This window comes from Pseudomonas bubulae (genome assembly GCF_900618535.1).
In the GTDB taxonomy this organism is placed as follows: Bacteria; Pseudomonadota; Gammaproteobacteria; order Pseudomonadales; family Pseudomonadaceae; genus Aquipseudomonas; species Aquipseudomonas bubulae.
This window is the reverse complement of sequence record NZ_UYJA01000001.1, coordinates 17,466-42,747: the sequence shown is the minus strand read 5'-3', so window position 1 is coordinate 42,747 and position 25,282 is coordinate 17,466. Positions and strand designations below refer to the sequence as shown.

At 59.0% G+C, this 25,282-nt stretch carries 24 protein-coding genes and 1 tRNA gene; 10 read left to right on the top strand and 15 right to left on the bottom strand.

Features of this window, described 5'->3' with window-relative positions; translation table 11 throughout:
- Positions 1–229 precede the first annotated feature (229 nt).
- The 6 genes from PPTH39_RS00215 to PPTH39_RS00190 form a co-directional block, all read right to left on the bottom strand.
- Positions 230–1,501, bottom strand: a complete 1,272-nt coding sequence (locus PPTH39_RS00215) for an OmpP1/FadL family transporter (RefSeq protein ID WP_095018457.1) — start codon at positions 1,499–1,501, stop codon at positions 230–232.
- 538 nt (positions 1,502–2,039) lie between these two features.
- Positions 2,040–2,115: transfer RNA gene (locus PPTH39_RS00210), tRNA-Gly, on the bottom strand.
- 62 nt (positions 2,116–2,177) lie between these two features.
- Complete coding sequence (gene pgsA / locus PPTH39_RS00205; RefSeq protein WP_016781234.1) at positions 2,178–2,735, bottom strand: CDP-diacylglycerol--glycerol-3-phosphate 3-phosphatidyltransferase; 558 nt, start codon at positions 2,733–2,735, stop codon at positions 2,178–2,180.
- Positions 2,736–2,767: 32 nt separating this feature from the next.
- Positions 2,768–4,591 (bottom strand): excinuclease ABC subunit UvrC, encoded by a 1,824-nt coding sequence (gene uvrC / locus PPTH39_RS00200; protein WP_095000028.1) that lies wholly within the window; start codon positions 4,589–4,591, stop codon positions 2,768–2,770.
- Between the two features lie 2 nt (positions 4,592–4,593).
- Complete coding sequence (gacA, locus tag PPTH39_RS00195) at positions 4,594–5,232, bottom strand: response regulator transcription factor GacA (protein ID WP_130871353.1); 639 nt, start codon at positions 5,230–5,232, stop codon at positions 4,594–4,596.
- 116 nt (positions 5,233–5,348) lie between these two features.
- The gene (locus PPTH39_RS00190) at positions 5,349–5,729 is read right to left on the bottom strand and encodes a helix-turn-helix domain-containing protein (protein WP_095000026.1); all 381 of its coding nucleotides are present in this window, start codon (positions 5,727–5,729) and stop codon (positions 5,349–5,351) included.
- Positions 5,730–5,810: 81 nt separating this feature from the next.
- Here PPTH39_RS00190 and PPTH39_RS00185 point away from each other — a divergent pair, with 81 nt between their 5' ends.
- From PPTH39_RS00185 to PPTH39_RS00155, 7 genes are all read left to right on the top strand, one after another.
- Positions 5,811–6,053: a DNA-binding protein gene (locus PPTH39_RS00185; RefSeq protein ID WP_095018455.1), complete on the top strand. Its 243-nt coding sequence runs from the start codon at positions 5,811–5,813 to the stop codon at positions 6,051–6,053.
- Between the two features lie 654 nt (positions 6,054–6,707).
- Positions 6,708–7,796: a 3-deoxy-7-phosphoheptulonate synthase gene (locus tag PPTH39_RS00180; RefSeq protein WP_095000025.1), complete on the top strand. Its 1,089-nt coding sequence runs from the start codon at positions 6,708–6,710 to the stop codon at positions 7,794–7,796.
- 109 nt (positions 7,797–7,905) lie between these two features.
- Complete coding sequence (locus PPTH39_RS00175; protein WP_095000024.1) at positions 7,906–8,787, top strand: esterase/lipase family protein; 882 nt, start codon at positions 7,906–7,908, stop codon at positions 8,785–8,787.
- Between the two features lie 106 nt (positions 8,788–8,893).
- A complete protein-coding gene (locus PPTH39_RS00170; protein ID WP_016781241.1) occupies positions 8,894–9,175 on the top strand; it encodes a peptidylprolyl isomerase in 282 nt (93 codons plus the stop codon).
- Between the two features lie 123 nt (positions 9,176–9,298).
- Complete coding sequence (locus PPTH39_RS00165; RefSeq protein WP_153326651.1) at positions 9,299–10,069, top strand: 3-hydroxybutyrate dehydrogenase; 771 nt, start codon at positions 9,299–9,301, stop codon at positions 10,067–10,069.
- A gap of 147 nt (positions 10,070–10,216) precedes the next feature.
- Positions 10,217–11,323 carry an enoyl-CoA hydratase/isomerase family protein gene (locus PPTH39_RS00160; protein ID WP_130871352.1) on the top strand — a complete coding sequence of 369 codons (1,107 nt, stop codon included), beginning with the start codon at positions 10,217–10,219 and terminating at the stop codon, positions 11,321–11,323.
- Between the two features lie 3 nt (positions 11,324–11,326).
- Positions 11,327–12,478: an acyl-CoA dehydrogenase family protein gene (locus tag PPTH39_RS00155; RefSeq protein WP_095021146.1), complete on the top strand. Its 1,152-nt coding sequence runs from the start codon at positions 11,327–11,329 to the stop codon at positions 12,476–12,478.
- Positions 12,479–12,596: 118 nt separating this feature from the next.
- Here the strand turns inward: PPTH39_RS00155 and PPTH39_RS00145 are convergent, their stop codons facing one another.
- From PPTH39_RS00145 to PPTH39_RS00125, 5 genes are read right to left on the bottom strand one after another with little or no spacing between them, the layout of a single operon-like run.
- Positions 12,597–13,370 (bottom strand): enoyl-CoA hydratase, encoded by a 774-nt coding sequence (locus PPTH39_RS00145; protein ID WP_095026169.1) that lies wholly within the window; start codon positions 13,368–13,370, stop codon positions 12,597–12,599.
- A gap of 16 nt (positions 13,371–13,386) precedes the next feature.
- Positions 13,387–14,514, bottom strand: coding sequence for an acyl-CoA dehydrogenase (locus PPTH39_RS00140; RefSeq protein WP_130871350.1), 1,128 nt, complete (start codon positions 14,512–14,514; stop codon positions 13,387–13,389).
- A 9-nt stretch (positions 14,515–14,523) separates the two neighbouring features.
- On the bottom strand, positions 14,524–15,717 hold the full coding sequence (locus PPTH39_RS00135; protein WP_095018451.1) for an acetyl-CoA C-acyltransferase: 1,194 nt from the start codon (positions 15,715–15,717) through the stop codon (positions 14,524–14,526).
- Between the two features lie 10 nt (positions 15,718–15,727).
- On the bottom strand, positions 15,728–16,495 hold the full coding sequence (locus PPTH39_RS00130; protein WP_095000018.1) for an SDR family NAD(P)-dependent oxidoreductase: 768 nt from the start codon (positions 16,493–16,495) through the stop codon (positions 15,728–15,730).
- Between the two features lie 15 nt (positions 16,496–16,510).
- Positions 16,511–18,169: an AMP-binding protein gene (locus PPTH39_RS00125; RefSeq protein ID WP_130871349.1), complete on the bottom strand. Its 1,659-nt coding sequence runs from the start codon at positions 18,167–18,169 to the stop codon at positions 16,511–16,513.
- Positions 18,170–18,376: 207 nt separating this feature from the next.
- Between PPTH39_RS00125 and PPTH39_RS00120 the strand changes: the two genes are divergently transcribed.
- The 3 genes from PPTH39_RS00120 (at position 18,377) to PPTH39_RS00110 (ending at position 19,618) form a co-directional block, all read left to right on the top strand.
- A complete protein-coding gene (locus PPTH39_RS00120; protein WP_198417380.1) occupies positions 18,377–18,730 on the top strand; it encodes a VOC family protein in 354 nt (117 codons plus the stop codon).
- Positions 18,731–18,995: 265 nt separating this feature from the next.
- On the top strand, positions 18,996–19,319 hold the full coding sequence (locus PPTH39_RS00115; protein ID WP_095023299.1) for a type II toxin-antitoxin system RelE/ParE family toxin: 324 nt from the start codon (positions 18,996–18,998) through the stop codon (positions 19,317–19,319).
- Positions 19,316–19,618 carry an addiction module antidote protein gene (locus PPTH39_RS00110; RefSeq protein ID WP_095000014.1) on the top strand — a complete coding sequence of 101 codons (303 nt, stop codon included), beginning with the start codon at positions 19,316–19,318 and terminating at the stop codon, positions 19,616–19,618. The genes PPTH39_RS00115 and PPTH39_RS00110 overlap by 4 nt, the downstream gene beginning before the upstream one ends.
- A gap of 60 nt (positions 19,619–19,678) precedes the next feature.
- Here PPTH39_RS00110 and PPTH39_RS00105 read toward each other — a convergent pair whose 3' ends face one another.
- The 4 genes from PPTH39_RS00105 to PPTH39_RS00090 all read right to left on the bottom strand — a co-directional run bounded on the left by PPTH39_RS00105 (position 19,679) and on the right by PPTH39_RS00090 (position 25,217).
- Positions 19,679–21,061, bottom strand: coding sequence for a DUF1329 domain-containing protein (locus tag PPTH39_RS00105; RefSeq protein ID WP_232527576.1), 1,383 nt, complete (start codon positions 21,059–21,061; stop codon positions 19,679–19,681).
- An 88-nt stretch (positions 21,062–21,149) separates the two neighbouring features.
- Complete coding sequence (locus tag PPTH39_RS00100) at positions 21,150–22,838, bottom strand: class I adenylate-forming enzyme family protein (protein ID WP_130871347.1); 1,689 nt, start codon at positions 22,836–22,838, stop codon at positions 21,150–21,152.
- Positions 22,839–22,875: 37 nt separating this feature from the next.
- Positions 22,876–24,015, bottom strand: a complete 1,140-nt coding sequence (locus PPTH39_RS00095; protein ID WP_095018447.1) for an acyl-CoA dehydrogenase family protein — start codon at positions 24,013–24,015, stop codon at positions 22,876–22,878.
- 11 nt (positions 24,016–24,026) lie between these two features.
- Positions 24,027–25,217 carry an acyl-CoA dehydrogenase family protein gene (locus PPTH39_RS00090; RefSeq protein ID WP_130871346.1) on the bottom strand — a complete coding sequence of 397 codons (1,191 nt, stop codon included), beginning with the start codon at positions 25,215–25,217 and terminating at the stop codon, positions 24,027–24,029.
- Positions 25,218–25,282 lie beyond the last annotated feature (65 nt).

Sequence of the window (25,282 nt, the reverse complement as noted above, 5' to 3'; positions counted from 1 at the left end):
GCGTCTCCGGGTGGGGTAAGTCTTGGATATGTTTGAATGAAAAGAGTTAGGACGCTTCCGATATCAATAGCGAAACGTCTCTTCAGAGCAACTGACTGTCACTGCCATAAATTTGATCTGTCGTAGCACGCCCTAGGGTTTGAGCCAGATATGCGCCGCAATAAATGCGAAACATATCTGGCCCTACTCTGCTTCAGATCACTGCAGTGATATTGCGTAAACCCGCAGATCAGAAACGATAGGTGATCGAAGTACCAAAACCGCTCGCGCTGTTTTTGTAGGTAGAGCTGTACGCGCCCTTGGAAGCCGAACTGTCGTTGACCTTGGTACTGTCTTCCCACAGGTAGGAGTACGCCAGGTCGATCGTCATGTTACTCACCGGCGTCCAGCCAGCGCCGAAGCTGATGGCGGTACGGTCACCGGTGGGGATACGCGGCGAACGGTTGCTGTTGTTGGTCGGCGACTCATCGACTGACAAGCCCGTGCGCAACACCCATTGCGGATTCAACTGATACGCGACGCCAATGGCGTGGGCCCAGGTGTCGTGCCAGTTCTGCTCCTCGGTAATGGTGCTCAACGAGCCGCCAAGACGCGGGCTGACATCACTGTTCTGAGCGGTAATGTCCTTGAGGCGGCTCCAGCGGGTCCAGGTGCTCCCCGCATACAGAGTCCAGTCATCATTGAGCTGGTGAGTGACCGAGAAGTCCACGGACTCCGGCGTGTCCAGGTCCAGCTTGGCATCGTAGCTCTGGCCGCTGAGGCCCAGCAGGCTGAAGGTACCGCCAGTGACCTTGGTAGTGCCCTTGAGGTTGTAACTGACCTTGGAGTGATACGTCAGGCCCACACGGGTGCTGTCAGTGGCCTGTACCAGGATACCGGCGTTGAAACCGATGGCCGTGTCATCGCCGCTGATCTTCACCTTGCCGTCGTTACTGCCCGGGGTAAGGGCATTTGGCACTTGTGAAGTCAGTTCACCGTCAATGCGGTTGATGGTCGGACCAAACCCGATCGAGACCTTGTCATTGAAGGCATAGCTGACCGTAGGCTGGAACGTCATGACTTGAATCTTGCTTTTATTGGCGAAGTAGCGGCCGGCGAAACCACTGCCATAGTCCGTAATCAAACCAAACGGCACATAGAAACCGACACCGAAAGCCCAGTGTTCATCAATCGGCTTGACGTAATAACCCATTGGCACCGCAGTCAACGGCACCATATCGCCGTCTTCCTTGCCGCCAAAGGTACTGCGGGTATGGCTGATATCGGTTTTCGCCACGAGCAAGGCAGCACCTGCACTCACCTGCTCCTGTTTCAGGCGCGCCATGCCGGCAGGGTTGCCGTAAACGGTACTGGCATCATCCGCGGAGGACGATCGACCGGCGAAACCGGTGCCCATACCGCTGATACTTTGTTCATTGATTGCAAGACCGCTGGCAAGTAGCTGAGACGACGCAAGTGCAACGGCAAGACCGAGGGTGGTCTTGAAGAATAGTTTTTTCATTATTAGAGGTCCAGTGATCAACGGGGCGCAAACTACCAATATTCCTGATCCGTTGCCAGAGCCTGTTATATAGAAATCAATTGCCTTGTAGGACAATACAACAAGAGCGCGCCGTTATTCAGCGGGCGAATACCCGCTGATGGGCAGAGCTGATCAACTGATTGATTTCGCTAACATATTAAAGCGCTAAAGATCATTAAACATGATGCACTAAACATGAAATCGCAATCTGCTGTCCGGGAGCTGATGGCGCCGGACTTGAGTGAAGTGGGTCGCTGGCGGGGCAAGTGCGCTTTTCTTGAAAGAGCTGCGAACTTTAAATAAACCCATATTCAACGTCTCAATCAAACAGGCCAGGGAATAGCAAACGGTTGGGCATTTAATAGATCAATACGCTGTGTCGGGCGCACATCATTTTCAGCCCGCGGCTTCAGAAGAGCGATTCAGCATCCCCGAATAAAACGCCAGAAACGAAAAAAGGACCCGAAGGTCCTTTGTTCTGCCCTTGCGAATCCGATTGAATTCACTGGGCCATGTTTGGAGCGGGAAACGAGACTCGAACTCGCGACCCCGACCTTGGCAAGGTCGTGCTCTACCAACTGAGCTATTCCCGCTTGGTGATGCGCATTCTATAGAAATCTAATAACGCGTCAAGCCTTTGTTTTAAAAGTTTTATTTATTTTACCGAGGTGGTCTTCAGATGCGGCCAGGCAGCCCGCAAATACTGGAGCATCGACCACAGGGTCAAGCCGGCAGCTACCAACAGCAACCCGTACCCTACCAATACCCAGAAGCTGAAGTCCGACGGATTGGCCAGCAGTATGACCAGAGCGAGCATTTGCGCTGCGGTTTTCCATTTGCCCATGTTCGAGACCGCTACCTGGGCCCGTGCCCCCAGCTCCGCCATCCACTCGCGCAACGCGGAGATGACGATCTCACGGCCAATAATCACCGCCGCCGGCAAGGTCAGCCACACGTTGTGATGCTCTTGCACCAGCAACACCAAAGCCACAGCCACCATCAACTTGTCGGCCACCGGATCCAGAAAGGCACCAAAAGGCGTGCTCTGCTCCAGCCGGCGGGCCAGGTAGCCGTCAAGCCAGTCGGTCGCCGCCGCAAAGGCGAAGACTGAGCTGGCGGCTGCATAACTCCAGCTGTAAGGCAGGTAAAACAACAAAATGAAGAAAGGAATAAGTAGAACGCGTAGTACGGTGATCAAATTAGGGATATTCATCGGCACAACTGGCTACGAGGTGAGGTGGCATTCTACTCGCTGTGCAGGTTTGCATAAATCAACTCAGCGAGCTTTTTACTGATCCCGGGTGCTTTGGCGATCTCCTCGATGCTTGCACGAGATAGCTCCTGTAAGCCACCAAAATGTTTCAATAAATCTCGGCGGCGGGTCGGCCCTACCCCTGCAATGCCTTCCAGCGTTGAGGTTCGACGGGTTTTTCCGCGTCGCGCCCGGTGCCCGGTAATTGCAAAGCGGTGGGCCTCGTCACGGATTTGCTGGATCAGATGCAAGGCCGGCGAGTCACCCTTGAGGGTGAATTCATGGGCCGCATCATTCAGGTAAAGCGTTTCAAAACCGGCCTTGCGCGTCGTACCTTTGGCCACGCCAAGCAAAATCAGGTCGGGTACTGCCAATTCATTCAGCACATCACGGGCCATCGACATCTGCCCCTTGCCACCGTCGACCAGAAGAATGTCCGGCAGTTTACCCTCTCCCTCCTTGAGTCGACTGAAGCGCCGCATCAGTGCCTGGTGCATGGCGGCATAGTCGTCGCCTGGCGTGACACCTTCAATGTTAAAGCGCCGGTAGTCGGACTTGATCGGCCCCTCGGGGCCAAACACCACGCAGGACGCCACAGTGGCCTCGCCGCTGGAGTGGCTGATGTCATAGCACTCCAGGCGCTGCGGAATCTCGTCGAGTTTCAATACCTGGGCCAAGGCTTCAAAACGCGCCGCCACATGCAGGCGATTGGTCAGGCGGGCCATCAGCGCTTGCTCGGCATTGGTGACCGCCAACTGCTGCCAGCGCGCCCGGGTGCCGCGCACACGATAGCTGATCGCCAGCTCTCGGCCACGCAGCTCGGCGATTGCATCGATAATCGCGCCGAAGCTCTCATGCTCCACGTTGACGATCAACTCGCTGGGCAGGTCGCGCTCGGGGCTGCTGATGTAGTACTGGCCAAGAAAGGCCGCCATGACTTCGGCGACATCTTCCTCAATACCTACCTGAGGGAAAAAATTCTTGCTGCCCAGCACACGCCCGCCGCGCACGTTGATCAGGTGCACACAGGCGCCGCCCGGGTTGACGAAAGCGGCAATCACGTCCACGTCGCCGTTACCGCCCTCCATGCTTTGCTGGTCCTGAACCCGGCGCAGCAAGGAAATCTGGTCACGCACCTCAGCAGCACGCTCGAAGTCCAGCGTGCTGGCAGCCTGTTCCATGGCTGCGTTCAACTCATCGGTCAGGGCACTGCTACGCCCTTCAAGGAACATGATCGAATGGCGTACGTCCTCGGCATATTCCTGCGGGTCAACCAGGCCGACGCAAGGCGCCTTGCAACGCTTGATCTGGTACTGCAAGCAAGGTCGCGTTCTGTTTTTGAAGTAGCTGTCGTCGCACTGACGCACCAGAAAAGTCTTCTGCAGGATACTCAGACTTTCACGGATGGCGCCGGCGCTGGGGTAAGGCCCGAAATACTTGCCTTTCAGTTTTTTGGCACCGCGGTGAATACTCAGCCGCGGGTATTGACCATCCGACAAAAACACATAGGGGTAGGACTTGTCGTCGCGCAACAGGATGTTGTACGGCGGACGCCACTCTTTGATAAGCGTCTGCTCAAGCAACAGCGCTTCGGTTTCGTTGGCGGTAATAGTGGTTTCAATTTGCGCGATACGCGCAACCAGTGCAGCCGTCTTGGGCGCCAGGCCGGTTTTGCGAAAATAGCTGGCCAGGCGTTTTTTCAGGTGCTTGGCCTTGCCCACATAGAGAAGCCGCGCATCGCTGTCGAACATGCGATACACGCCGGGTCGACCACTGCAGGTCGAAAGAAATGCACTTGCATCAAACACGTCTGTCATCTCTAACCAGCATCAACCATGCCGTGACGAACGGCCAGCAAGGCCAGCTCAACATCGCTCTTGACCGAGAGCTTCTCGTAAATATGGTAGCGATAGGTGTTTACCGTCTTGGGCGACAAACAAAGCTTGTCAGAAATAACCTGAACCTTCTGACAGCCAACAATCATCAGGGTGATCTGGATTTCGCGCTCGGACAAGGCATCGAAGGGAGAGTCGCTGGCAGGCTGAAAAGATTTGAGCGCCAGTTGCTGTGCCACTTGCGGACTGATATAGCGCTGGCCTGCGAACACCTGGCGAATTGCCTGAACCATTTCAGCCAGACCGGCACCTTTGGTCATGTAACCCGCCGCGCCTGCTTGCAGCAAGCGCGTAGGAAAAGGGTCTTCTTCACACACGGTCACAGCGACAACCTTGATATCCGGGTGGCTGCGCATCATCTTGCGAGTAGCCTCAAGACCACCAATGCCAGGCATTTTGACATCCATCAGGACCACATCCGGCTTCAATTCACGAGCCTTGAGCAACGACTCTTCGCCGGACTCGGCCTGACCGACCACCTGCAGACCTTCGATATCGGCCAGCATTCGTGTGATCCCTGTACGCACAAGATCGTGGTCATCGACCACTAGAACCCGAATCAAGTCGACACCTCGCAAATTGGTCTTGGTTGATTGCCGACACCTTAGCAAAAACTAAAGCACCAACCTATCGACTTGCGTCAACTATCCCTGCCAAAGCATTAAATCCTTTTAAACATTCATTCCTTGACGGGATCTACCTCCTTAGGATCACGGCGTTCCTTTGCCGCTTGAGGTGCCGATAATTCTGCCAGGGTAGTGGTGAGGCGGCGAATGGCGTCCTGATCCTCCTTGTGCAGCACCCTGTAACTGATCAGCACCTTCTCTTCAAGATGACTCAAATTATCGAGCAGGGTCGGGGTTGGACTGCCGGTCAACACGTAAAGCACGTCTACACCCCGGGCAGCAACGCGCGACAAGTAATCTGCCTTGGGTGCGCGGTCACCATTTTCATATTTGCCCTGGGCATTAGCCTCGACACCACCGATTTCGCCAAAAGTTTTTTGCGACAAACCTAGCCGCTCTCGCTCCTGCCGCAAGCGCAAACCAATTCCACTCATTTGGATGTAGGATCCCATTTTAAACACCCACAAGGATGGTATAATCGATAAATATTAAACAACTTTGAACGGTTTTGAACTATGACCGGAATTCGTACCGCTGCACAAGCCAAGGCATGGCTGGAACACCAGGGAAAGTCCGTTCAAGAGTTCGCTCGGGAACATGGCATAGACCCGGCTACCACTTATCAAGTGCTCGCCGGGCGCAAAAAGGGGAAACGTGGTGAAGCCCACAAGGTAGCGGTTCTTCTGGGCATGAAGGACGGGATCATTCCGTCCCAGGGCACGCATCTGACAGAAGCTAAGGATGATGAGTTAGCTTGAGTATGCGCCTAATCGGGCGACAGGCCCGATTTAGTGTTCATACTGGCTCAGGGGCCCGATTACAGGGCTCTGCGCCCTGCCCCGGCATTGCACACGTACAGGTCAATAGTGATCGTGGGAGTTCCAGATAGTATTTTCTTATTGAATCTGCCCGTTCGCCTCGCGTAAGCTGCAAACCATCAATCGGAGACCACCCATGTTGCATCACGCCACCACCGCCATCTGCATGACCACACGCCAATCGCGTCTGGCTGCTGCTGTGTGCGCGAACAACATGCACTCCACAGCACGATTTTATTTTGGGTATTGGTTTAGCCACTGGCGCGCCTGATACCCACACGGCGCCCACTACTTAGGGGTCGCCTGACAGAGAATTCTCACCCCCGGTCGGCTTCCCGACCGGGGGTTTTGTTTTTTTGGCCCCTGACATTTTCTTGAATTGAGGATTTACCCCATGAACTACGCCACTTATTACCGTTTCGACCTTTGCACTGCATGGCGATTTATCAGCCGCCGTTCGGGACAGCCTGCCGCCTCCGAACGGACCCACATTGGTGGCACGCACGTACTTACAGCCAGTCTGGCCAATTGTCGAACACCCCACTAGGGCTGAGCGCGCGGGACAACCCGCCGCCTGCCCAGGAAGCCCGAACCATGAACGCATCCGTATCCGCCCTGCCAACCGTACACGCCGTATCTGCCCCGGTGACGACCCGTCGCCTGCCCACGGCAGCACAACTCAAACAGCAACTGCCCCTCAGCGATGCCCTGCGCGTCCAGATCAGCAGCCAGCGCCAGGCCATTCGCGCCATCCTTGACGGTGAAGACTCCCGTTTACTGGTGGTGGTCGGCCCCTGCTCCATCCACGATCCCGTCGCCGCCCTGGAATACGCCAGCAACCTGGCTGCCCTCGCCCATGATGTGCGCGACGACATGCTGCTGGTAATGCGTGCTTACATTGAAAAACCGCGCACCACCGTGGGCTGGAAAGGCCTGGCCTACGACCCGCACCTGGACGGCAGCGATGACATGGCCCACGGCCTGACCCTTTCGCGCGAATTGATGCTGGAGATGCTGCGCATGGGCCTGCCGGTCGCCACCGAGCTATTGCAACCCATCGCCGCCGGCTACTTCGACGACTTGCTGGGCTGGGTAGCTATTGGCGCCCGCACCACGGAATCGCAAATCCACCGCGAAATGGCCAGCGGGCTTGATTTGCCGGTGGGCTTCAAGAACGGCACCGACGGCGGCGTGGCCATTGCCTGCGACGCCATGCGTTCCGCCGCCCACAGCCATCGTCACTTCGGCATCGACAGCCAGGGCCACCCGGCAATCGTCGAGACCCGTGGCAATCCCGACACCCATCTGGTGTTGCGCGGCGGCCACAGCGGTCCCAACTACGACCGCGCCAACGTCGCCAAGGCTCGTGCAGGGCTTGAGAAGTCCGCCATCCCGGCCCGCATGATGGTCGATTGCAGCCACGCCAACAGTGGCAAAGACCCGCTGCGCCAGCCGCAAGTCTTCAATGATGTGCTTGAACAACGTCTTGCCGGCGATCACTCGCTGATCGGCATGATGCTCGAAAGCCATCTGTTCGAAGGCTGCCAGTCCCTGGGTGCAAACATGCGCTACGGGGTCTCGGTGACCGATGGCTGCCTGGGCTGGGACGCGACCGAGCAACTGCTGCGTAACGCCGCACATCAGTTGCAAACACAGCGCCACACCGCCAAGGCCATCGCCTGACAGACGCGTTCGGCAAACCGCAGCGCAACCAGGGACAATGCCTACGGTTGCGCGAAGCCGGTATCGACTAAGGTGTTTTTATGGTTCAAAAACACCTGGAAAATAGCCCATGGACGACTCAGCCAATACCAAGTATCCGATATTACTGGTACACGGCCTCTTCGGTTTCGGCCGCATAGGCCCATTCAACTACTTCAAAGGCATCAAGCAAGCGCTCGGCGGATCGGGCGCCCGGGTTTTCGTACCGATCATCTCGGCCGCCAACAACAACGAGACCCGGGGCGAGCAGCTGCTTGAATACATACGCGGGGTTTGCTCGCGCACCGGGGCAACACGGGTCAACCTGATCGGCCACAGCCAGGGTGCCCTGACAGCCCGCTATGCGGCAGCCGTGGCCCCCCTTCTGATCGCCTCCGTCACCTCCGTCAGCGGACCGAATCATGGCTCCGAAGCAGCAGACCGCTTGCGCCAGGCCTTCGTGCCCGGATCGCTCCCCGAAACCGTCGCCGCCGCCCTGACCACCTCGTTTTCCAGTTTCCTGTCCGCGATCACCGGCCACCGGCAATTACCGCAACACGCCCTTGAAGCCCTCAACGCGCTGACCACCGAAGGCGTTGCCGCCTTCAACCTGAAATACCCCCAGGGCCTGCCCGCCACATGGGGCGGCATGGGCCCCGAGCAGGTCAATGACGTTCTTTATTACTCATGGAGCGGCATCATCAAGGGCTCACGGTTGTCGGAGTCGCTAAATCTGCTCGACCCTCTACACAATGCCTGCCGCATCTTTGGCAGTTTCTTTACCCGCGAGAGCAAACAGAACGACGGGCTGGTCGGACGTTTCAGCTCGCATCTGGGCCATGTGATCGGCTCGGACTATGCAATGGACCACTTGGACACCATCAATCACCTGGCCAGAATGAACCGCACACGCATTGACCCTGTCGCCCATTACCTCGATCACGCCAGACGACTAAAGGCAGCGGGAGCATAAGCCCACCGGCAAACCCGCAACGAAATATAGCTAAGCGCACTTTTTGCCGAGAAAAACCCTACTGAATCCGGTAGGCTCGGCACTTTCTTGAAAGGAGTACACCCTCATGGCCAAAGCCACTGCCCGTCATATCCTGGTTGCCACCGAAGACAAGTGCAACGAACTGAAAGCCCAAATCGAAGGCGGCGCTGATTTCGCCGAAGTTGCCAAGGCCAATTCTTCTTGCCCGTCCAGCCGTCAGGGCGGCGATCTGGGCTCTTTCGGCCCGGGCCAAATGGTTAAAGAATTCGACACTGTCGTGTTCAGCGCGCCAATCAACGTGGTGCAAGGCCCGGTTAAAACCCAGTTTGGCTACCACCTGCTGGAAGTCACCAGCCGCCAGGACTGATCCTCTGCGCGCTGCGTGAAGACGGCCCGCCTTTTGGCGGGTCGTTTCGTTTGGGCAACGGCAAATCCCCGTGCTACGTTTCCTCATTCACGAATCCGTCGTGACTCATCCGAGGAATTGATCATGAGCCTTACAGGTAAAACTGCATTGGTTACCGGCTCCACCAGCGGCATCGGCCTGGGTATCGCATTGAGCCTGGCCAAGGCCGGAGCCAACCTGATCCTCAACGGTTTTGGCGATCCGGCCAAAGTGATTGCCGAAGTCGAACAGTTCGGCGTCAGGGTAGGTCACCACCCCGCAGATGTCAGCGACCCGGCGCAGATCGCCGACATGATCGATTATGCCGAGCGCGAATTCGGCGGCGTCGACATCCTGGTCAACAATGCAGGCATTCAGCATGTAGCCAGCGTCGAAGAGTTCCCGGTAGAGCGCTGGGATTCGATCATCGCCATTAACCTGTCCAGCGTGTTCCACAGCACCCGCCTCACCCTGCCCGGCATGCGCAAGCGCGGCTGGGGGCGCATCGTCAATATTGCCTCGGTTCATGGCCTGGTGGGCTCGGTCGGCAAGGCCGCCTATGTCGCCGCCAAGCACGGGGTAATCGGCCTGAGCAAAGTGGTGGGCCTGGAAACCGCCACCAGCAATATCACCTGCAACGCCATTTGCCCGGGCTGGGTGCTGACGCCGCTGGTGCAAAAACAGATTGATCAGCGCATCAGCCAGGGCATTGACCCCTATCAGGCGCAGCACGACCTGTTGGCCGAAAAACAACCTTCGCTGGAATTCGTCACCCCGCCGCAACTGGGCGAGCTGGTGCTGTTTTTATGCAGTGAGGCTGGCAGTCAGGTACGGGGCGCGGCATGGAATGTCGATGGTGGCTGGCTGGCGCAATAAGATCGCGCATTGCTGCACGCCCAATATGCAAAAATGCACAGCAACCCTGCACTTATCAGGGTTGTAATGGGCAAATTTGCACTGTTAGCATCGGTTATCGTTCACCCGTGAACCCCCTTAAAAATAATATAAAGCAGGGAGTTAGTGATGACTGCTCAGGTTTCCTCCTCACCGACACCGGATATCGCGCAGCTGCAAAGCACCGTTCTGGCCGAGGTCCGCAACCATATTGGCCACCTGACCTTGAACCGCCCAGGCGGACTCAATGCCATCAATCTTGAAATGGTCCGCAGCCTCCAGCAGCAACTCGATGCCTGGGTCGAAGACCCGCAAGTCAAGGCCGTGGTACTGCGTGGCGCGGGCGAAAAAGCCTTCTGCGCGGGCGGAGATATACGCTCGCTGTACGACAGCTATCAAAACAACGACACCCTGCATACCCTGTTCTTTGAAGAGGAATATGCCCTCGACCTGACCCTGCACCGCTACCCCAAACCCGTTGTGGCCTTGATGGACGGCTTCGTTCTCGGCGGCGGCATGGGCCTGGTGCAAGGCGCGGATCTGCGCCTGGTTACCGAGCGCAGCAAATTGGCGATGCCGGAAGTGGGCATCGGTTATTTTCCTGACGTTGGCGGTAGCTACTTCCTGACCCGAACGCCAGGTCAGTTGGGCACTTACCTGGGCGTCAGCGGGGTCCAAATCCGCGCTGCCGATGCCTTGTACTGCGGGCTTGCTGACGGCTATCTGGAAAGCACCGCACTGCCTGAACTGGACAAGGGCCTCGACAGCCTCAACTGGCAAAAATCCCCTATCGATGACCTGACCGCGCTGGTAGCCCGATTCGCCGTAACCGTATTGCCCGACCCACCGCTGGCCAGGTTGCGCCCGCTGATTGACAGCGTTTTCGCCCAGGTCGACATGCCACGGATTATCGCTCATCTGCGCGCTGTCATAGCCCCGGAAACTCGCGACTGGGCCAATGAAAACGCCGACTTGTTGCAAACCCGCTCGCCGCTGGCGATGGCCGTGACCCTAGAAATGCTGCGCCGTGGCCGAGCGCTGCCCCTTGAGCAATGCTTCGCCCTGGAACTGCACCTGGATCGCCAGTGGTTTGATCGCGGCGACCTGATGGAAGGCGTGCGTGCATTGATTATCGACAAGGACAAGAAACCGCAGTGGAACCCGCCCAGCCTGGATGCACTGGATCCAGCCCATGTCGCCAGTTTCTTCACCGCATTCAACGCCAAGGGAGCCTGAGCCATGCAAGACATCGAACTGAGCGAAGAACAAGTGATGATCCGCGACATGGCTCGCGACTTTGCCCGGCGTGAAATCGCCCCCCATGCCCAGGCCTGGGAAAAAGCCGGCTGGATCGACGACGCGCTGGTGGCCAAGCTTGGCGAACTGGGGTTGCTGGGCATGGTGGTGCCGGAGGAATGGGGCGGCACCTATGTCGACTACGTCGCCTACGCCCTGGCCGTGGAAGAAATCTCAGCGGGCGATGCCGCTACCGGCGCCCTGATGAGCATCCACAATTCGGTGGGCTGCGGGCCGATACTGAAATACGGCAGCGAGGAGCAAAAACAGACCTGGCTGGCGGAGCTGGCCAGCGGCCAGACCATCGCCTGCTTTTGTCTGACCGAGCCCCAGGCCGGCTCCGAGGCCCATAACCTGCGCACCCGCGCCGAGTTGCGTGACGGTCAATGGGTGATTACCGGTGCCAAGCAGTTTGTCAGCAATGGCAAGCGCGCCAAACTGGCCATTGTCTTTGCGGTAACCGACCCTGATCTGGGCAAAAAAGGCATTTCGGCGTTTTTGGTACCCACCGCCACCCCCGGTTTTATTGTCGACCGCACCGAACACAAAATGGGCATCCGCGCCTCGGACACCTGCGCGGTAACCCTCAACAGCTGCAGCGTGCCTGAAGCCAATATGCTCGGCGAGCGCGGCAAGGGGCTGGCCATTGCCCTGGCCAACCTGGAAGGCGGGCGAATCGGCATTGGCGCCCAGGCATTGGGCATCGCCCGTGCGGCCTTCGAGGCAGCACTGGGTTACGCCCGTGACCGGGTGCAATTTGACAAGGCGATCATTGAGCACCAGAGCGTGGCCAATATGCTCGCCGACATGCAAACCCGCATCAATGCGGCACGCCTGCTGATCCTGCATGCGGCGCGCCTGCGCAGCGCGGGCAAGCCCTGTCTGTCAGAAGCTTCGCAAGCCAAACTGTTTGCTTCGGAAATGGCCGAGTATGTGTGTTCCAAAGCCATCCAGATCCACGGTGGCTATGGCTACCTTGAAGACTATCCGGTGGAGCGCTACTACCGCGATGCGCGGATTACCCAGATTTATGAAGGGTCGAGCGAGATTCAGCGCATGGTGATTGCGCGGGAGTTGAAGAATTACCTGCTTTAGAAACTGGCTCAAAACCAGTGGGAGCGGGCTTGCTCGCGATGCAGGCGGCTCGGTGCTTCTCACACACCGAGTTGAGGCTATCGCGAGCAAGCCCGCTCCCACATAGAGGCATGTGCAGTTATTGGTTCTTGAACTGCGCCTCGCGTTTTTCAACAAACGCCGCCATGCCTTCCTTCTGGTCCTGTGTGGCGAACAAGGCGTGGAATACCCGACGCTCGAAACGCACACCTTCAGCCAGGTTCACCTCAAAGGCACGGTTGACGCATTCCTTGGTCTGCATCAGCACCGGCAGGGACTTTTTGGCAATGGTGGCCGCTACCTTCAGCGCTTCGTCGAGCAATTCATCCACCGGCACCACACGGGCCACCAACCCCGAACGTTCCGCCTCTTCTGCGCCTATCAAACGCCCGCTCAGGCACATTTCCATGGCCTTGGCCTTGCCCACCGCACGGGTAAGGCGCTGTGTGCCGCCCATGCCCGGCAACACCCCCAGGTTGATTTCAGGCTGGCCGAATTTGGCGTTGTCCCCGGCCAGAATAAAGTCACACATCATTGCCAGTTCACAACCGCCACCCAGGGCAAAACCCGCGACTGCAGCAATAATCGGCTTGCGCCTGGCCGCCACACGGTCGCTGTCGGAAAACAGGTCATCAAGATAAATTTGCGGGTAGCTCAGGTCGGCCATCTCCTTGATGTCCGCACCGGCAGCAAAGGATTTCTTCGAGCCGGTGATAACGATACAGCCAATCCCGTTATCGGCTTCCAGGCTGTCCAGCGCGTGGTTTACTTCGCGGATCAATTGCGCATTCAGAGCATTCAGCGCCTGGGGCCGGTTCAGGGTAATCAGGCCCACTTGCCCATGGATGTCCAACAGAATGGTTTCGTAGCTCATCGCTAATGTCCTCGATTCAAAGATTGCGCGAAATGACCATGCGCTGAATATCACTGGTGCCTTCATAGATCTGGCACACCCGCACATCGCGGTAGATCCTTTCCAGCGGGAAGTCGCTCAAATAGCCATAACCGCCCAGGGTTTGCAACGCCTTGGAGCACACGCGCTCGGCCATTTCCGATGCAAACAGCTTGGCTTGCGAGGCCTCGACCAGCGCCGATTGCCCACTGTCACGCAGTGCCGCAGCGTAATGGACCATCTGCCGGGCGACGGCGATTTCCGTCGACATATCGGCCAGGCGAAACGCCACCGCCTGATGCTCCACCAGGGGCTGGCCAAAGGTCACGCGTTCGCGGGCATAGTCGCGGGCCGCTTCAAAGGCTGCACGGGCCATGCCTACGGCTTGTGCGGCAATACCGATGCGCCCGCCTTCCAGGTTGCCCAGGGCAATCTTGTAGCCTTGCCCCTCTTCGCCCAGGCGGTTGGCCACCGGTATCTTCAGGTCAGTAAACAGAATCTGGCAGGTGTCCGATGCATGCTGCCCCAGTTTGTCTTCAACCCGGGCCACGCTGTAACCCGGAGTATCCGTGGGTACGATAAATGCGGTAATGCCACGCTTGCCCGCCGCCGGATCCGTCACCGCAAACACGATCGCCACTCCGGCGTTTTGCCCTGAGGTAATGAACTGCTTGCAGCCATTGAGAATGTAATGATCGCCTTCGCGGCGGGCTCGGGTTTTCAGGTCACTGGCATCGGAGCCGGCCTGCGGCTCGGTGAGGGCAAACGCGCCGAGCATTTCACCGCTGGCCAGGGGGATCAGAAATTGCTGTTTTTGCGCCTCGCTGCCGTATTTGAGAATCGGCACGCAACCCACCGAGTTATGCACGCTCATGATCGTGGAGCACGAGCCGTCACCGGCGGCGACTTCTTCAAGGGCCATGGCATAGGCCTGATAACCCGTGTCACAACCGCCCCACTCCTCGGGCACCAGCATGCCGAAAAATCCCAATTGAGCCATCTCGGCAATTGCCTCACGAGGAAACCGATGCTGCTTGTCCCACTCGGCGGCAAAGGGTTTGAGGCGTTCCTGGGCAAACTCTCGGGCTGCTTCGCGTATTTGTAATTGTTCGGGTGTAGGCAGCATACAAAATCCTTAATACAGACATTCCACGGCAATTGCCGTGGCTTCACCGCCGCCGATGCAGATGGCGGCAACACCGCGTGTAGCCTTTTGCTGGCGCAATGCCGAGAGCAAAGTCACCAATATTCGCGCACCCGAAGCCCCAATCGGATGCCCCAGCGCACAGGCGCCGCCGTAGATATTGACCTTGCTGTGGGGGATATCCAGCTCAGTCATGGTTACCAGGCTGACCACAGCGAAGGCTTCGTTGATTTCAAACAGATCGACCTGATTCAGATCCCAGCCAGTGCTGCTCATCAGGCGCTTGATTGCCCCCACCGGTGCAGTCGGAAACAACCCCGGCTCATCGGCAAAGGCGGCGTGGCCGTGGATAACCGCCAACGGCTTGAGGCCACGTCTTTGCGCTTCGCTGCGACGCATCAGTACCAGCGCCGCCGCACCGTCGGAAATCGAGCTGGAGTTGGCCGCCGTCACCGTACCGCCCTCGCGGAACGCCGGTTTCAGGGTTGGAATTTTTGCCAGATTGGCCTTGGGCGGCTGCTCGTCATCACTGATCAGGCGCTGCTCTTTACCCACGGTCACCTGCACCGGGACGATCTCGCTGCTAAAACTGCCGTCCTTGATGGCCTGCTGCGCACGGGTCAGGGAGGCCACGGCAAATGCATCCTGAGCTTCACGGGTAAAACCGTGATTCTGGGCGCAGTCTTCGGCAAAAGTCCCCATCAGGCGGCCACGGTCATAGGCGTCTTCCAGGCCGTCGAGGAACATGTGATCCAGCACCCGGCCATGGCCCATGCGGTAACCGCTGCGGGCGCGATCAAGCAGGTATGGCGCATTGGACATGCTCTCCATGCCCCCTGCCACCACCACATCGGCACTGCCGGCCAGCAGCCTGTCGTGCCCAAGAATGGCCGCTTCCATGCCCGAGCCGCACATCTTGTTCAGTGTGGTGCAACGGGTACCCTTGTCCAGCCCGGCCCCCAGGGCGGCCTGACGGGCAGGTGCCTGGCCGATGCCTGCCGACAGCACACAGCCAAACAACACTTCTTGCACACCATCGGCAGCAACACCCGCGCGTTCAACCGCTGCACGGATCGCCGCAGCGCCCAGTTGCGGCGCGGTCAGGCCCTTGAAGTCCCCCTGAAAGCCGCCCATGGGCGTACGCGCAGCACTTACGATTACAACCGGATCATTGCTGATTGTCATATCTCACCTCTTATTTCGCGGCCATGCGCAAGGCACCGTCGAGTCGGATCACCTCACCATTGAGCATGCTGTTTTCAATAATCTGACGCACCAGCGAGGCGTACTCGTCAGGCTTGCCCAAGCGTGGTGGAAATGGCACACCGGCGGCCAGCGATGCACGCACTTCAGGCGTCATGCCAGCCATCATCGGGGTTTCAAAAATACCCGGGGCGATGGTCATTACCCGAATGCCGAAGCGTGCCAGTTCACGGGCTGCAGGCAAGGTCAGACTGGCAATCGCGCCCTTGGATGCGGCATAAGCTGCCTGACCGATCTGACCGTCGAATGCCGCGACCGAAGCCGTGTTGATGATCACCCCGCGCTCGCCCTCGGCATCGGCAGTGGTTTCGGCAATCGCCGCTGCAGCCAGACGCAACATGTTGAAGCTGCCAATCAGGTTGACGTTGATCACCTGGCTGAATGTGTCCAGCCCATGGGGGCCGTTTTTACCGAGGATCTTTTCACCGCGCACAATGCCGGCACAGTTGACCAGCCCGTTGACCGCGCCAAAGGCGGCCACTGTAGCGGCCACGGCCGCCTGGGCGGCATCTGCCTGGCTGATGTCCGCCACAGCGCTGCGCGCCTGCTCGCCCAACGCCAGGGCCTGGGCGGCCACTGCTTCGGCGTTCAGGTCCACCAGCATCACTTTGGCACCTGCCTTGACCAGCATGTGCGCCGTGGCGGCACCCAGCCCCGATGCACCACCGGTGACGATAAAAACCTTGTTTTCGATTTGCATGATGATTCCTGAAAGTTAGACGCTGGCGCTTGCGGCCAGCTCAGCCTTGGCGATTTCCTGATTGCGCAAAATAAAGCGCTGCAACTTGCCGCTGGGTGTCTTCGGCAATTCGCTGACAAATTCGATTTCACGGGGGTAAGCGTGGGCAGCCAGCCGTTGACGCACGTGCAGGCGCAGGGTTTCAGCCAGTTGTGCATCCCCCAGATACTGAGGGTTCAACACCACAAAGGCTTTGACCAGCTCGGTGCGCTCACGGTCCGGCTTGCCCACCACGGCGGCCTCTACCACCGCCGGGTGTTCGATCATGGCGCTTTCCACATCAAAAGGCCCGACGCGGTAACCGGACGTGGTGATCACGTCATCACTGCGCCCGACAAAACTGATGCTGCCGTCCGGGTTCAGCTCCACGGTATCGCCACTCAGGTAATAGTTGCCGACAAAAGCCTTGGTCTTGAAGCCTTCGTAGCCACCAAACCAGCACATCGGCGACTGGCTGCGATCAACCGCCAGAATCCCCGGCTGGCCAACGGGCAGCTCCTGATGATTGTCATCGAGCACCACGATGCGGTGGCCCGGCGAGGCAAAACCGGCGGCGCCCATATGCACCGGATGATCGAGCCCGTGATGGTTGCACAGCACCATGCCGACTTCGGTCTGGCCATAGTGGTCGTGGATGGTGACGTTGAGTTCATCGGCAAACCAGCGGATGACTTCGGGGTTGAGCGGCTCCCCGGCACTGCTGACCACGCGCAACTGGCCCTTGATCTTGCTGGCGAAGGCGTCACCGGCCGCAATCAACAGGCGATAGGCGGTGGGCGAACCGGTCAGGTTGGTAATACCGTACTTCCTGATGACCCGGCAGGTACTTTCGACCGTAAACGGACCGTCGTACAGGGTGATCGGGTGGCCCATCGACAGTGGCCCGGTGATGCCGAAATAAATGCCATAGGCCCAGCCCGGATCTGCCAGGTTCCAGAACGAATCCTCGGGGCGCAGCCCCACTGCATCACGGGTGTAGCTCTGGAATGCAACGATGGCCTTGAGCGGTACCAGCAGCGGCTTGGCTGGCCCGGTAGTGCCTGAGGTAAACATCAGCAGGAACGGATCTTCGCCGCTCAGCATCACCGGCTCACAGGTAGCCGGGTAGTTGTCCAGCTCTGCCCAGAAACTGAAGTCGCCACGTACCAGGCCCTGCCCCTTGGCTCCCGCCACCGTGACAATGGCCGGACAGTCGTTGACCTCGTCCAACTTGACGCGGTTGACCGCATCGGTGACCACCAGCACGGCCCCCGAGCTGTTAAGCCGGTGTTCAATGGCCTTTGGCCCGAATGCAGTGAACAGGGGCTGGTAGATGGCACCAATGCGCCAGGCGGCGAATGCGACGATCAACAACTCGACATTGCGTGGCAGCAAACCTGCCACCTTGTCGCCCTGCTTGACACCCTGGGCGAGGAGAAAATTGGCAAAGCGCGCGGCCTGCTCCTGCAACTGAGTGAAGGTATAAGTCGCGCTGCTGGCATCGCGCCCCTCCCAGAACAACGCAATGCGGCCCGGCAAGGCATGACGGTCGCAGCACTCGACACAGGCATTGATCGCTGCCAGATGGCCATCCAGCGCACCGGCTACCGTGCGTTGGTAGTCAAAATCAGTCATCGAACTCAGATAGTCGCGCATCAGCAGAATCCCTCGGTCTTTATTTTTAGGATGGGAACCGTGAAAAATCCTGCTGATAATCGCCCTGCGAAGGCTCTGCAACAATGGTCAAAACACTCAAGCTGGGTGACTGCTTTGGCCAATGGCTACGAGCTTCCTGTGCTGATAAGAACCGGATGGCATTCAGCCAGTCACTTATCTATATTTGAGCCTCATAAGGAGATGCCCGTGACCACTGACAACCGCCACAATAGAATCGACAACATCGAATTCAACGTCCATGACATCGCGCGCAGCAAAGTCTTTTATGGCGCCGTGTTCGGCTGGACCTTCACCGACTTTGGCCCCACCTACAGCGAATTCAGCGATGGGCGCCTGAGCGGCGGCTTCACCACTGGCGAACCTGTACGCCCCGGTGGCCCGCTGATCATTCTGTACGCCGACGACCTGGCCCAGGCTCAGCAAGCCATCAGCGCTGCCGGAGGTCTCATCAGCCGACCTGAATTCAAGTTTCCCGGCGGCAGCCGCTTCCACTTCACCGACCTGGATGGCTACGAATTGGCCGTGTGGTCGCAGGCATAATTAATCACTCCCCTTCGACACAACCCTCCCCCTCCCCCGGCAATGACGTGTTGCATTACCGGGGTCTGCCGCTGCGCCGCAAATGCGCCTATGTAATAAAACCTGCACAACCTTGCGATCCATCCTAATTGCCCTCGCTACACCGCAGCCCTAGCTTTGCCACGGCCACCTTCAATCACATTGAATGTGGGTCTGCACTGACGAACAGCCGTGCTTGGCGGTTAAAAATAATTGACCAAAGGGTAGCTTCAAAGCTACATTTCAAATGCTAGAGATAAGACACTACCTCAGCGAAACAGGTAACGACCCCTACCAGCAGTGGCTGGACCACTTAAAGGATCGCACGGCCAAGGCACGCATCACCGTGCGGGTCAACCGGCTTTCAGCGGGCGCTTTTGGTGATTGCAAAGCCCTGTGCCAGGGCGTATGGGAATTGCGTATAGATCACGGACCAGGCTATCGGCTGTATTACGCTCGGGACGGCAAAAAACTGGTGTTGCTGCTGCTGGGTGGCGACAAGCGCCAGCAACAGGCCGATATCGAAAAAGCCGTGCGCTGCTGGAACGAGTATCAGAAGAGGAAGCCATGAACAAAACCAAGAATCACGACGAATCCGTTATCGAGATGATCCGCCAGGATCCCGAATTTGCCATTGAATACCTGCGTATCGCCATTGATGAGCTCGATGAAGAAGGTGGCCAGGCCAGCTTTCTGACCGCGTTGCGCCATGTTGTCGAAGCACGGGGCGGCATGGCACAAATAGCCGAAAAGGCCGGGCTTTCCCGCGAAAGCCTGTACCGCGCCCTTTCGCCCAAGGGCAACCCGACACTGCGCACCATGCGTCAGGTCGTCCATGCCACCGGAATGACGTTTGCCTCACTGACCTGAGCCCATGAAAAAGCCCCGCAGGCGTTACACCGACGGGGCTTTTACCTGCAACCCTGCGGTTTACCTCCCCATCGCCCGCGCCGCATCAGCGGTGTACTGGTCAGGGGTGAACTTGCCTTCGTTGAGGATCGGGCCTTTCTTGGCTTCGTTGGTCATGCCGTAGCCGGTGTACTGCCCCGAGTTCAAGTCCATGAAGAACTGTGAACCGGCCTGCCAGCCACTCATGTCCGGGTGGTAGTAGTAGTTGATCATGGCGTGTTTCCACAACTGGCCACGCGCGTCGTAGTTGTCCGCCAGCACCGAGTTCCAGGTGTCCTCGTCGAGGAACAGTACACGCTTGCCGTATACGTGGCGGTAGCCTTCCTTGAGGTCGGCTTCAACCACCCACACCCGGCGCAGCTCATAACGCATCAAGTCCGGATTGGGGTGATTGGGCGTCAGCATGTCAGCGTATTTCACCGTACCTGCGTTGGGCTTGTAGGCGTTGGCCGGAATGTAGATTTCGCGCTTGCCCAGCAGCTTCCAGTTGTAGCGCTCCGGCGAGCCGTTATACAAACGGTCTTCGTCCACGGTCATGGTGCCATTGGTACCGATCATCGGCTGGTCGTAGCCGTAGCCCGGCAACAGTCGCACACGACGGGTCGAAGGGCTGTAGCTCCAGGCCTGGCGCGGGTCGGTGGCGAAGTTGTAGGGTTCGTGGGAGATGCTCAGCGTGCCGTTGTCACGGGTCGGCTTGAGGGTCATGTTGTTGCTCATGGCCTGGAGCTTGTTTTCAGTCCTGGGTTCTACCGTAGGCGAGTTGGCCATGGCCAGGTTGCGGGCATAGGCACGGCCCCAGCCAATGCTGCCGTTGGGCAGCACGGAGGCCAGGTCACTGGTTTTTTCTTCGGTCCAGGCACGGGCCGGCAGCTGGTGGTTCCACAGCGCTTCCATGCCGTTTTTAGGAATCGGGAACGGCACTTGTCCCAGCCCTTCAAAGCCCATGCCATCATTGACCAGCTTGGCGTTCAAGGCGTTGTTCATGACCCGCTGGCACACGTAATCCGGGTAGCGGTAGTCACGGTGACCGGTGTAGATGTTCATCTTGTAGGTGGTCGGATAACGCTTGAGCAGCGCCTTCTGGCCTTCGGTCAGTTTGTCTTCGTACTGGGCCATGTTCTGCGCGGTAATCACCAGAATCGGCTTCTCCGCAGCGTAGGGGTCAACCGGCTGGTCGCCGGAAAACTTCACATGGTTCCAACCCGGCACTTCGCCCAGGTACTTGCCGGTATACGCAGGGATGGTGCCCGCGGCGTTACCCGCCTGCTCTGCCCCTACACAGGTCAGCTCCTTGCCCAGTTTGGCCGCTTCTGCGGGCGATACCTGAGCAGATGCCGTGCCGATGGCGACCACGTTGACGGCCATGGCGGCTGCGAGCATTACGCCTGTTCTTGTTATTTTCATGTATTGCCTCCTACGCGAATAAGGCTTGCTGGGGGTGTGCATCCATTCTTCGCCAATCAGCGGCGAGCACATCGTCCACAGAGACTACTCAAGCCGTTACCAGCAGTTCCTTGAGCACACTTTTTAGCGTCTTGCCCGAGGCATTGCGGGCAAAGGGTGTGTGCTGCACATGGATCTGCGCCGGCACCTTGTAGCTGGCCAGGCGCTGGGCGATAAAACTGCGCACGGCTTCGCTGCCTGGGGTTGCATCCGGCTCGCCCCGCACCACCAGAAACACCACTTCACCCAGCACATCATCAGGTACGGCAAATGCTGCCGCTTCAATCACCCCGGGCATTTCACAGGCACAGGACTCAACTTCGGCAGCAGCTATTTTCTCGCCGCCGCGATTGATCAGATCCTTGGCGCGATCCGTGATGTAGAGGAAGCCTTCGTCATCCAGCAAGCCGATATCGCCGGTGTCGAGCCAGCCATCGCACAGGGTCCGCGCACTGGCTTCGGGCAGGTTCCAGTATTCGCTCATCAGGGTTGGCGAGCGCATCCAGATCAGCCCGCTGACCCCGGCCGGCACGGGGCGATCCGGGCTGTCACCGATACGCACATCGACAATCGGCAAGGGCCACCCGGCCGATGCCGGTTTGTAGACGAACTGGTCGCCACCATGGGCCGCACAGATGCCATTACTTTCGGTCAGGCCATAGCCGCTGCCACCGATTGCTTCGGGCTTGCGCCGGGTCAGGTTGTCCAGCAGGCTGCTGGAGGGTGCCGCACCGCCCAGGCCCAGCCCGAACAGGCTCGCAGTGTCGGAGCTGCCAAAACGTGGCGAAGCCAGCAGTTGCTGCATCATCACCGGCGCACCGTTGAACTGGGTGCATTGTTCGTCACGGATCAGGTCGAGGGCTTTTTCCACGTCCCACTTGTACATCAGCAGCAAGCGCCGCCCACTGCGCAAGGCCAGCAGAAACTGGGCATGCAGGCCACTGACATGGAACAGCGGCACCGCCATCAGGGTGGCGGGAGCATAGCCGCTATTGATTACCACACTGATGCGTTCCGGCGAACTGACCGCACAGAATGCCCCCTGAAACTCCAGGGCGACCAGCGCCTGGCAGACTGCGCCATGGGTCGACAACACGCCCTTGGCCAGGCTGGTGGTGCCCGAGGTGTAGAGGATCATCGCCGGATCACTGGCACTGACCGACTGTACCGGCACGCTCAGCGCCGGGGCTGCCAGCAGGTCCTCCAGCCGATGGCAATGCTCCTCCAGCGGCACGCCTGCGCGCAGCCCCGCCACCACGGTTGCCAGCCCCTGCTGGCGCAGGTCATTGGCGAGCAACTGCAAGCGTGGCTCGTCGCACAGCAACAGGGATGCGCCGCTGTCCTGCAGACCGTGGAACAGTTCGTCACGCAGCCCCCAGCTGTTGAGCGGTACACACACCGCACCGCAACGCTGGATGGCGGCAAACGCCACCAGCCAGGCGGGCTGATTGCGCATGGCAATGGCCACGCGATCACCCTTGCGCAAGCCAAAGGTCTCGACCAGTTGCCCCGCCAGGCGATCCACCTGATCGAAAAACTGGCTGAATGTCAGGCGCTGCTGCTCCCACACCAGAAATTCACGGTCACCGTGGATGCGCCCGCTATCAATCGCGGCCCAGACGCTGGCGGCGGTATGACGAAAAAATTTCGGCCCGCCATCGGCGGGTGTCTGTACTTCAAAAGGCGAGCCGGCACCAATCAGTTGCTGCCAGGCGCTCTGCCATTGTTCAAGTTTCATCTTGTTATTCTCCTGACTCGAACTGCCCGCTACAGGCTCAAGCGTGCGCCAGCTCCAGAGCTCCATAGCGCTCGCAGTGATAATCGGCATCGCCAAGGGTTGCCTGGGCCACCCGGATACGCTTGAGAAACAGGCCCACATCCAGCTCGTCGGTGACACCGATGCCGCCGTGCATCTGCACCGCCTCGTTGGCCACCTTGATCGCCGTCTGCCCGGCCTTCCACTTGGCCAGGCTGGCCAGGCGCTGACGCTCGGCCTCGCTCAGGCTGCTGTCGTCCAGCGCCGCCAGACCGGCCATCACGGCGCTGCGTGCCAGCGCCAGATCCACATACAACTGCGCCGCGCGATGTTGCAGGGACTGGAAGGTGCCTATCGCCACATCAAACTGCACACGGGTCTTGAGGTAGTCGAGGGTCAGTTCAAACAGCTTTTCAGACATGCCCAGCATCTCGGCAGCCAGACACACGCGGCCGCGATCCAGGGCGATATTCAAGGCCGGCATGGCAGACCCGGCGGCACCCAGCAAGGCATCAGCCCCGACCTGTACCTGATCCAGCTGCAAGCGCGCATGGTTGCGCGAGTCAATCAGCGGCAACGGGCTGACGGTCAGGCCCGGGGCATCTGCCGGCAGCAGAAACAGACTGATGCCTGCCGTGCCGGTGCGTGCCGCCACCAGATAAGCGTCGGCCCCCACCCCGTCGATAACGAAATATTTATCTCCGCTCAGGCTGTAGCCGTCGCCATTGGCCACAGCTTGCAACGCCACTTTCGCCGGGTTGTGCCGTGGCTGTTCGTCCAGCGCCAGCGCCACCCGCTGCCCCCCGCTGATGGTCGCCGACAGCCAGCGGTCCTGCTGCTGTGCATTGCCTTGCAGGTGCAGCAGCGATCCGCTGAGCACCACACTCGAAAGCAACGGCGTGGCACTGAGATTACAACCGATGGCTTCAAAAATCGGCCCCAGGCCCATGCAGCCAAAATCCAGCCCGCCGAGGTTTTCCGGGAAAGGAATTGCACTCCAGCCCAACGCCACCGCGTCTTGCCACAGTAGCGGGTCAAAGCCGTCCACCTGCGCTTCATCCCGCAAGGCGCGCTGACGGGACACCGGGCTGCGCGCGGCGAGAAATTCGCCGGCGCTGTCGGCCAGCAGTCGTTGATCTTCGTTGTAAAGCAGGTTCATGGTGAGTTTCCTTACTTCACGTCAGGCAGGCCCAGGACCCGCTTGGCAATAACGTTGAGCTGCACTTCCGACGAGCCGCCAGAGATGGTCAGGGCGAAGCTGTTCAACCAGCCGCGGGTGATTGCCTGTTGCTGGGGGCTGAAAGCATCCGGCTCCCAGCCCAGTCCCTGATAGCCCATGACATCGAGCAGCACTTCGAACTTGTCGCGCTCCTGTTCGGTGTGCACCAGCTTCATGATCGACATCAGCCCGCTGACGTCCTGCCCGACGCGGCCGGCTTCGCCCATGCGCTGCACGGTCAGGTTGTAGCTGTGCTCGTTCATGGCCGTGGCCACCGCTCGTGCAACCAGTGCCGACTCGCTCTGGCCGGTGGCCTCGGGCAAGTACTGTTTGACCAGGGGCAACAAATGAAAATGGGTCGGCAAGCTGAACTCGCCAAACTTGGACATGGCCTTGCGTTCGTGTTGCAACAGACGCTTGGCCAGGTTCCAGCCGCCGTGCAGCGGGCCGATCAACTGGCTTTTCGGAACTTTGACGCCATCGAAAAACACCTGACAGAACGCCGACTTGCCGCTGATCAAATCAATCGGCGCAACGCTGACTCCGGGGCTCTTCATGTCCAGTACGATCAGGCTGATGCCCGTGTGCTTGCTGGCCTTGGCATCGGTGCGCACCAGAGCGTACATCCAGTCCGACTTGTCGCCGTAGGAGGTCCAGATTTTGCTGCCATCGACCACAAAGTGATCGCCGGCATCCCGGGCCGATGTTTTCAGGCTGGCCAGATCAGAACCGGCATTGGGCTCGGAGAAGCCCTGGCACCAGCGCACCTCTCCACGGGTCATGGGTGTAAGCAGCTGTTTTTTCTGCTCTTCGGTACCGAACTCCAGCAGCACCGGGCCCAGCATCCAGATGCCCAGGTTGATTTGCGGCGGGCGGCATTTGAGGCGGCGCAGCTCGCTTTCGAGCACGGCGTTGTACTCCGCACTCAGCCCGGCGCCACCGTATTCAACGGGCCACTCGGGGCAGAACCAGCCTTTGTCGCGCATGCGCTCGAACCACAATTGCGCATCTTCACTGGGGAACTCCATCTTGCGGGCCCCCCACACCATTTCGCCTTCAGGGATGGCCTTGCGTTGCGATGGCGGGCAATTGGCCTCAAGCCAGCTGCGGGTCTGTTCTCTGAACTGGTCAATCGCGTTCATGTTGTTTCACCTTTCGGTTCTTGTAGCCGCTGACGAGGTACGAGGCTGCGACGGGATGAGCAGCA